Source organism: Echinicola rosea, assembly GCF_005281475.1.
GTDB lineage: Bacteria > Bacteroidota > Bacteroidia > Cytophagales > Cyclobacteriaceae > Echinicola > Echinicola rosea.
In genome coordinates this window covers 6,056,682-6,064,527 of record NZ_CP040106.1, presented here as the reverse complement: position 1 = coordinate 6,064,527, position 7,846 = coordinate 6,056,682, and the positions used below count along the sequence as shown (strand labels likewise).

Below are 7,846 nucleotides of genomic sequence, written 5' to 3'. Positions count from 1 at the left end.
TGACTTAGCTAGAGTTTTCTGTTAAGGTCATTGTGCTTATTGTTTTTTTTGTGAGTACGATTGTTCATTTTTAATGATGCCCCTGTTTCAGATTTGGGAAATCAATTTTCAGGGCAGGCATATCCTTTGCTGCTGCCAATGATCATGATGCTTCTTCCTCTAAATACAGGATTTCTGGAAAGGAGTTGGCCTTTTGTCCAGTCTGAATTCTAATTTGGAATATACAAAAATAATGTGGGAATAGGAACACTTAACTGGAAAGAGCTTAGGAAGTTATTGGGTGAAAAATGAATAGGATTTTTGATCGAAATCCTTATTTTTAAGGTAGTTTATATTGATATTTAGCTGATGCAGCACCCAGATATGACCGATGAAAATTTTTATGGATATCCACCTTCGACCAAGAAAGACTGGATCAGGCAGGCATTGATCGAGACGGGCGCCAATAATGTTGAGCAGCTGATGTTCAATGACGAGTTTGAAGGCTTGGTGATTCCTCCTTTTTTTGCTGCTGAAGACCGCGGACCGGGCAACCTGTCTAGCTTACTTGGCAATCCCGTTTTCCGGCGGGAGCAATGGGAAAATATATCATTTATAGATTTGGACAATGATTCACCTGATGTCATTTCGGCGGTGTTGGCTTTGGGGATTGATGGGGTCGTCATGCAGTGGTCTGGCGAAGGGGATTTGGATGTGTTACTGCATAAAGTGAAACCTGAATTTTTGGCAATATGGTTAAAACCAAAAGGAAATGCTGTAAGAGTCCTTCAGCAGTTTTTGCGATGGGCTGATGCCAATATTTCAGAAAAATCCCAGCTTCGTGGAGGGGTCTTGTGGGATGCTTTGGTGATGGGCTTGAGGTCAAAGACAACGCAGCTGGCGGTGGCACGAGAGCTAATAACCTTGCATGGCTTGACAAGGGACTATTCAGGATACAGGGGACTTTGTATAGATTTTTCATACTATTATCACTCCCGGTTTAATGTTACCCATGAGATTACTTATGGGCTGGGTGCTATGTTGGAAGTGGTGGATATCTTGACCAGCCAGGGCGAGGTGCTGGAGGAGGTGCTGGATAATCTTTTTGCTTTTATATCAGCTGGAAGTGATTTCTTCTTGCACCAGTCAAAGATAAAAGTACTGAGGATAATGTTCCGGAAGTTACTTCAGTTGTATGAAGTCGAGGATGGATCGCACGCGCTGTATGTTTTTGCCAGTACAAGTGATGACAACCACGATGACAAGGATAGTGAAAACAACATGGTCAGAAACACTTTAGAGGCCATGTTGGTGATTTTGGGAGGTAGTGATGCACTTTGGGTGAAGGGGCACAGCGAAGATGCTTCTGCTGTGTTTTCCCGCAGGACAGCAGCCAATGTCTCCAATCTGTTGCGATATGAAAGCCATTTTGATAAGCTGGGTGATGCGGTGGATGGATCGTATTATGTAGAGTATTTGGTCGAAACCCTTCTACAAAAGGTAGAAAAAACGTTGGCCCAGCTAGAAGAGGACGGAGGATGGTGGAAGGTGTTCCCTCGCTTGAATAAAGGACCTAAAACCACTGAACAATGAGGCCTGACTTAACCGGATTATCCCAACTAAAAGCCACCAGGCAGGAAAAGTCGGAGAAAGCAGCTCCTTTTCATACTGAGTATGTGGCCGGGATTCCTCCATTTTTGAGGGGACCCTACAGTACCATGTACCGTACCCGTCCTTGGACCCTGAGGCAGTATGCAGGTTTTTCCACGGCTGAAGATTCCAACGCGTTTTATAAAAGAAACCTTAAAGCGGGACAAAAGGGGCTTTCGGTTGCTTTTGACCTCGCCACCCATCGGGGCTATGATTCCGACCATCCCAGGGTGCAGGGAGATGTAGGAAAGGCAGGTGTGGCCATTGACTCGGTGAGGGATATGAAGGTGCTTTTTGACGGTATCCCACTGGATAAAATGTCCGTGTCCATGACTATGAATGGTGCTGTAATTCCGATCATGGCTTTTTTTATCGTGGCCGCCGAAGAGCAGGGCATCAGGCCGGAGCAGCTGAAAGGGACCATCCAAAATGACATCCTAAAAGAGTTTATGGTGCGCAATACGTATATCTACCCTCCGGCACCTTCACTTCGAATTATTGCCGATATCTTTGCCTACACGGCCAAAAACATGCCCCAATTCAATTCTATTTCCATCTCTGGCTATCATATGCTTGAGGCAGGGGCGACCCCGGAGCTGGAGCTTGCCTATACCTTGGCGGATGGTCTCGAATATGTTAGGACAGGGCTAAATTCGGGATTGGAGATTGATGATTTTGCACCGCGCTTATCCTTTTTTTGGGGGATCGGAATGGACCATTTTACTGAAATTGCCAAGCTTAGAGCAGGAAGACTACTCTGGGCCAAATTGATGAAGGATTTTCGGCCAGCAAATCCCAAATCCCTCAAGCTGCGTGCCCACTGTCAGACTTCCGGCTGGTCGCTGACCGAGCAAGATGCTTATAACAATGTGGCCAGAACCACCGTAGAGGCGATGGCGGCCGTGCTGGGACACACCCAGTCCTTGCACACCAATGCATTTGATGAAGCTTTTGCGTTGCCAACTGATTTTTCAGCTCGTATTGCGCGAAATACACAAGTGATTCTGCGCGATGAATATGGTCTGCGAAGGGTGGTGGATCCGTTGGGAGGAAGCTTTTTGCTGGAGCAAAAGACAGAAGAACTGGTGGCAAAGGCTTGGAGGCATATTCAGGAAGTGGAGGACATGGGCGGTATGGCTAAGGCCATTGAGGCAGGGCTGCCAAAGCGTAAGATAGAGGAGGCTGCCGCACGTAGGCAAGCAAAGATTGATCAGGGAAAAGAAGTTATCGTCGGTGTAAACAGGTTTGTGGTAGGAGAAAATGAGGATTTCAATATTCTTGAGGTGGACAATGAAATGGTTTTGGATCGGCAGCTCTTAAGGCTTAGGCAACTGAAGGCACATCGCGACAGTGAAGCGGTAGCCGTAAGCCTAGAAGCCATCACCAAGGCAGCGGAATCCAGTACCGGGAATTTGCTGGAACTGGCCGTGGAAGCTGCGCGGAAAAGCGCTACCTTAGGAGAAATATCAATGGCCATGGAAAAAGCATTTGGACGTCATCAAGCAACAAACCAAGTCGTTTCTGGAGTGTATTCTTCAGCATCCCAAAACAGTGAATTGTTTAAGGAGGCCTTGGTTATGACGGCCAAATTTGATGAAATGGAGGGAAGAAGGCCTCGGATTCTGGTGGCTAAAATGGGACAGGATGGCCATGACCGTGGGGCCAAAGTGATCGCTTCCGGGATGGCCGATATGGGCTTTGATGTGGATATCGGTCCACTGTTTCAGACCCCTGAAGAGGTGGCGAGGCAAGCAGTGGAAAACGACGTTCATTTGGTAGGCGCCTCTTCATTGGCCGGGGGGCATAAGGTGCTTATTCCTAAACTGATCAAAGCCCTAAAGGAAATGGGGCGCCCCGATATTTTGGTGGTGGCTGGAGGTGTTATTCCACCCCATGATTACGATTTTTTAATAAAAGCAGGAGTGATGGAGATTTTCGGACCAGGAACGGTTCTGCCAAAGGCGGCTATTCGTATGGTAGAACGGTTGATGAAACCGTAAATATTTGTTGTATAAATATGATTTTTTTAGCAACAATTAACTTCCTAGGAATTATTGCCTGATCCGTCCTTTTCTGTTTCTACACGATAAGAAAGGATTAATAAAAAAGGCGAACCTTGAATCCCAAGGTTCGCCTTTTCATATCGTCCGATTATTGTTTACTGATCTTCTCCTCTAAGTTTGAAGACGGCACCTTCCAGTTCGTCGCTTATCCTGATTTGGCAAGCAAGCCTGCTGGTGTCGTACATCTCCGGCAGACCTTCCAGTTGGTCGAGTTCCGGGTCGGTGGCGTCGCCGAGGCCATCTTTTCCCTCGAGGACTTCCACGTGACAGGTGGCACATAGTGCCATGCCGCCACAGGTGGCCAAAACAGGATACTCGGAAGCTTTCAGTACTTCCATTAAGCTCAGCCCCATATCATCCGGAGCTTCTATCGGCTGACGGTTGCCGTCGTGATCTTCTACTTCAAATGTTACCATACCGCAAATTTATAATTAAAATGCATTTACGCCATTAACAGTGGTATATTTAAAGCTTAATTTTTGATCTGGATACACATATTTGAATGCACTGTGGCACATCAAGGCCGCTTCATGGAAGCCGCAAAGGATTAGTTTGAGCTTGTTTTCATAAGTGTTGATATCCCCAACTGCATAGATTCTTTCCACATTGGTGGAGTAATCTGTAGTATCCACCTCAATGGCATTTTTGTCGATATTTAGTCCCCATTCGGCAATTGGTCCTAATTTTGGACTCAAGCCAAACAATGGAATTAAGTAATCGGCATCGACGGTGATTTCCTCCTTGGCTTTGTTTTTCATGGACACGCTCTGTAGGTGGCCATTTCCTGCGATTTTGGTCAGGTTGGAGCTAAGGATAAGATCGATTTTTCCGTTATTGGCCATGTCAAATACCTTGGCAGCAGAGTCTGGGGCTCCACGGAATGTTTCGTTTCTATGCACTAGAGTTACCTTTTCGGCTACGTCGGAAAGGAAGATTGTCCAGTCCAAGGCTGAATCTCCACCACCGGCTAGGATTACTTTTTTGTCTCTGAACTGCTCGGGGTCTTTGACCATGTAGGTAATGCCTTTACCTTCAAAGTTTTCTAAGTTTTCCAAGACAGGTTTTCTCGGTTCGAAACAGCCAAGTCCACCGGCAATAACAATCACTTGTGCGTGCACTTTGGTCTTGTCGCTGGTGGTGATCACAAATGAACCGTCATCTTGCTTGGCGAGATAGTCCACGCGTTCACCTAAGGTAAAGCTAGGATTGAACGGTTCGATTTGTTTCATCAGATTGTCCACCAATTCCTGAGCCTTTACCTCTGGGTAGCCAGGAATATCGTAAATTGGTTTTTGCGGATATATTTCAGAGAGCTGTCCTCCTACCTGTGGCAATGCGTCGATCAGGTGACAACGCATTTTCAACAAACCTGCTTCAAATACAGTGAATAATCCTACAGGTCCTGCTCCGACGATGCAAATGTCAGTTGTTATCATGGTATAAATATGTAGTTACTTTCCTTAAGTGATTGGAATTGTTTGTTTTTCCGTGCAAATATAAAGAGGAAAACAGGTAATTCCATGTTTTATTTAAAACTATTCTAAATTACTGTAGATGGTATTGAGGATTCTTTTAAATTCCTCAAAGTCCTTTTGACCTAGATTTTCCCAGGCTTTTTCCCGAATTCCACTTATTTTGGGTTTTAGTTCGGCTACTTTTTCTTCTCCATTGGTGGTGAGCAATAGGTGAAAACTCCTTCGATCACCAGGATGCTGTACCCGCTGGACATAGCCTTTTTTACACAGTATATCAATGATCCTCGTGAGGGTAGGTTGATCCTTAAATACCAACGTGGCCAATTCTGTTTGGCTCAAGGCTTCGTTTTCCGCCAAGTGCTTGAGTACTAACCACTGGTCCACCGTCACGTCAAAATCCCCATACTTGAATTTTTGCTGGGCATATTGTTTGACCCTTCTGGCTGTCCTGTCCAGCAAAAACGAATATTGACTAAATTGTTCTTTTGTCATCGCAATTATTAGTATGACAAATATAAAGGAAAAATGTTTCAGGAAAAATAAAACCCTATAAAAAAGATAGGGTTAATGGTATTGTCGTTTAAAATGCTAGAAATAAGACGGTAAGAAAATCATTTTCTCTTACTGGTTCCGTGTTGATTTAGCCATGAAACCACTGAATGAATGTCATGAAATTTTTCTTCCGAACCCTGGCTCTTGACGCTGAAAGTGGGCGGGCCGTCTGATGCTTCGATAGATAAGCCTTCAGGCAGTAACGTTCCACTTTTTTGCAAGGCAAGTTTCAGCCATTGGACCAAGTGGTCGGGGCCATGGATATTGGTGTGGTCTTGTGAAGCAGCTGAGCGGATTTTTCCCATGTTGGGGTCAAAAGTAAGACCTGATCCGGTCGTAAGCAGGTTGATTTTGCCGGAAATGATCAGGTCTTCTGGAGTTCCCGCGGTCAGTGGCTCGCCGCACTGCATGATCCAGAGGTTGTCGGCCGTTTCGATGGCGATTTCCAGGTCGTGTGTGACGACCAAGATGGATTTGCCCTGCTTTCTGGTGATGTCGCGTAAGAGGTGCATGATCTCATAACGGTTGATCAGGTCCAGATGGGCGGTAGGCTCATCCAAGATGATCAACTGGCCGTCTTGGGCAAGTGCTCGGGCGATCATCACTTTCTGAAGTTGTCCGTCACTGATTTCACTGATCAGCTGATCTTTCAGGTAATAAATCTTGGTGGCCTGCATGGCATTGGAGATAATGCGTTTGTCCTCCGTAGATAGTTTTCCCAGCCAGTTGGTAAACGGGGTACGTCCCAGAGCGACCAGCTGTGTGACGGTGAGGTTGCCGGCCGTGATTTTGTCGGTAAGGACAACACTGATTTTCTGGGCAAGCTGCCGTGAATGTTGTTCATGTAAGGGTATTCCTGCAAACAGCATTTTCCCGGACAGGCAGGGGAGGTGTCTCATTATGGTTTTTACCAAGGTGGATTTTCCCACTCCATTAGGGCCGAGCAGACAGGTGAGCTTTCCTTTTGGAAGTTTGAAAGAGAGGGAATTCCCCACCGTGACCGTTTCCGTTCCTTTGTGGTAGCCAATGCTGACCCCTTTGCCTTCTAGTATGTGTTGTGGGTTTTCCATTAGAAGTCACTGATAAAATTTCGTTTTAATATCAACCAGATCACCAATGGTGCCCCAAAAAGTGAGGTGATGATGTTTACAGGCAAGGTTTCCGCAAAACCTGGTAATTGACTAATGGCGTCACTGACGAGCAAAAAGCCTGCGCCGATCAGTGCAGTGGCCGGGAAGAGGGCTTTGTGGTCGCTGGTCCTGAAGAGAATTCTGGCCAAGTGTGGAACTGCTATTCCGATAAAGGCAATAGGACCACAAAAAGCCGTGGCGCTTCCTGCCATGACACCTGTGCTTAAGATCATGGTCCACCGCAGCGCATTGACGTTTATTCCCATGCTTTTGGCGTAGCGTTCGCCCATCAGCATGGCATTATAGGATTTGATTTGGAGGAGGACTGGGATCATGCCCAGAAGCGTGACCCCTGCAAAAACCTGTAGCTGCCCCCCGCTGATCCCACCAAGACTTCCCATGGACCAAATGGTGAAAAGCTTCAGATCTTCCGCATTGCCAAAATAAGAAAGTACACTCACAATGGCGCCCGATGCACTCCCAAACATCAGTCCAATGATCAGCAAGGTGGCGCTGTTTCTCACCTTCCAGGCGGTGAAGCTCATTAGCAATAGTATCAAGATGGCTCCTGCACTTCCCGCAATGATCACCCCCCAGATGCCCCATGATAAATAATTTCCCGTGCTATTGGTAAGTGACCAGCCAAAGGCACTTCCTCCCAAGATCAACAGGGCCACACCCAATCCTGCACCTGAGCTGATGCCCAGGACATAAGGTCCTGCTAAAGGGTTCCTGAAAAACGATTGCATTTGAAGGCCACTGACCGAAAGCCCCACACCGGCAACTAGAGCCGTGAAGGCTTTGGGTATCCGGTATTGAAACAGGATGGTCTGCCAGCTTTTTTTTGCCATATCACCCCCTGCCAATGCATCCAGAATATCGCCAAAGGGAATATGGACCGAACCAATGCTGATATTGATCAGAAAGAGCAATAGGAGCAATCCGATCGACAGCAGTATTTTTGTGGCGGTATAAATGGGTTTTTTATCCAAAACGC

General features: G+C 46.4%; 7 protein-coding genes. 2 read left to right on the top strand and 5 right to left on the bottom strand.

The genetic code is table 11. From position 1 onward, the window contains the following. Nucleotides 1-348: 348 nt before the first annotated feature. Nucleotides 349-1,572 (top strand): methylmalonyl-CoA mutase family protein, encoded by a 1,224-nt coding sequence (locus tag FDP09_RS23655; RefSeq protein ID WP_137404896.1) that lies wholly within the window; start codon nucleotides 349-351, stop codon nucleotides 1,570-1,572. Continuing rightward, nucleotides 1,569-3,629, top strand: coding sequence for a methylmalonyl-CoA mutase (gene scpA, locus FDP09_RS23650; RefSeq protein WP_137404895.1), 2,061 nt, complete (start codon nucleotides 1,569-1,571; stop codon nucleotides 3,627-3,629). Before FDP09_RS23655 ends, scpA begins: the two co-directional genes overlap by 4 nt. Before the next feature lie 158 nt (nucleotides 3,630-3,787). On the opposite strand, the gene FDP09_RS23645 is transcribed toward scpA, so the two are convergent. The 5 genes from FDP09_RS23645 to FDP09_RS23625 form a co-directional block, all read right to left on the bottom strand. After that, the gene (locus tag FDP09_RS23645; RefSeq protein ID WP_112783203.1) at nucleotides 3,788-4,108 is read right to left on the bottom strand and encodes a 2Fe-2S iron-sulfur cluster-binding protein; all 321 of its coding nucleotides are present in this window, start codon (nucleotides 4,106-4,108) and stop codon (nucleotides 3,788-3,790) included. A gap of 15 nt (nucleotides 4,109-4,123) precedes the next feature. Then, nucleotides 4,124-5,128: an NAD(P)/FAD-dependent oxidoreductase gene (locus FDP09_RS23640; RefSeq protein WP_112783202.1), complete on the bottom strand. Its 1,005-nt coding sequence runs from the start codon at nucleotides 5,126-5,128 to the stop codon at nucleotides 4,124-4,126. A gap of 99 nt (nucleotides 5,129-5,227) precedes the next feature. Further along, nucleotides 5,228-5,659, bottom strand: coding sequence for a MarR family winged helix-turn-helix transcriptional regulator (locus FDP09_RS23635; RefSeq protein ID WP_137404894.1), 432 nt, complete (start codon nucleotides 5,657-5,659; stop codon nucleotides 5,228-5,230). Nucleotides 5,660-5,778: 119 nt separating this feature from the next. Then, on the bottom strand, nucleotides 5,779-6,789 hold the full coding sequence (locus FDP09_RS23630; protein ID WP_137404893.1) for an ABC transporter ATP-binding protein: 1,011 nt from the start codon (nucleotides 6,787-6,789) through the stop codon (nucleotides 5,779-5,781). Continuing rightward, nucleotides 6,789-7,841, bottom strand: coding sequence for an iron ABC transporter permease (locus tag FDP09_RS23625; protein ID WP_137404892.1), 1,053 nt, complete (start codon nucleotides 7,839-7,841; stop codon nucleotides 6,789-6,791). The genes FDP09_RS23630 and FDP09_RS23625 overlap by 1 nt, the downstream gene beginning before the upstream one ends. Nucleotides 7,842-7,846: the final 5 nt, after the last annotated feature.

Bases quoted from the DNA above. Each gene is read 5' to 3' on its own strand.
- scpA (WP_137404895.1), top strand. From the start codon at position 1,569: ATGAGGCCTGACTTAACCGGATTATCCCAACTAAAAGCCACCAGGCAG.
- FDP09_RS23645 (WP_112783203.1), bottom strand. From the start codon at position 4,108: ATGGTAACATTTGAAGTAGAAGATCACGACGGCAACCGTCAGCCGATA.
- FDP09_RS23655 (WP_137404896.1), top strand. From the start codon at position 349: ATGCAGCACCCAGATATGACCGATGAAAATTTTTATGGATATCCACCT.
- FDP09_RS23640 (WP_112783202.1), bottom strand. From the start codon at position 5,128: ATGATAACAACTGACATTTGCATCGTCGGAGCAGGACCTGTAGGATTA.
- FDP09_RS23635 (WP_137404894.1), bottom strand. From the start codon at position 5,659: ATGACAAAAGAACAATTTAGTCAATATTCGTTTTTGCTGGACAGGACA.
- FDP09_RS23630 (WP_137404893.1), bottom strand. From the start codon at position 6,789: ATGGAAAACCCACAACACATACTAGAAGGCAAAGGGGTCAGCATTGGC.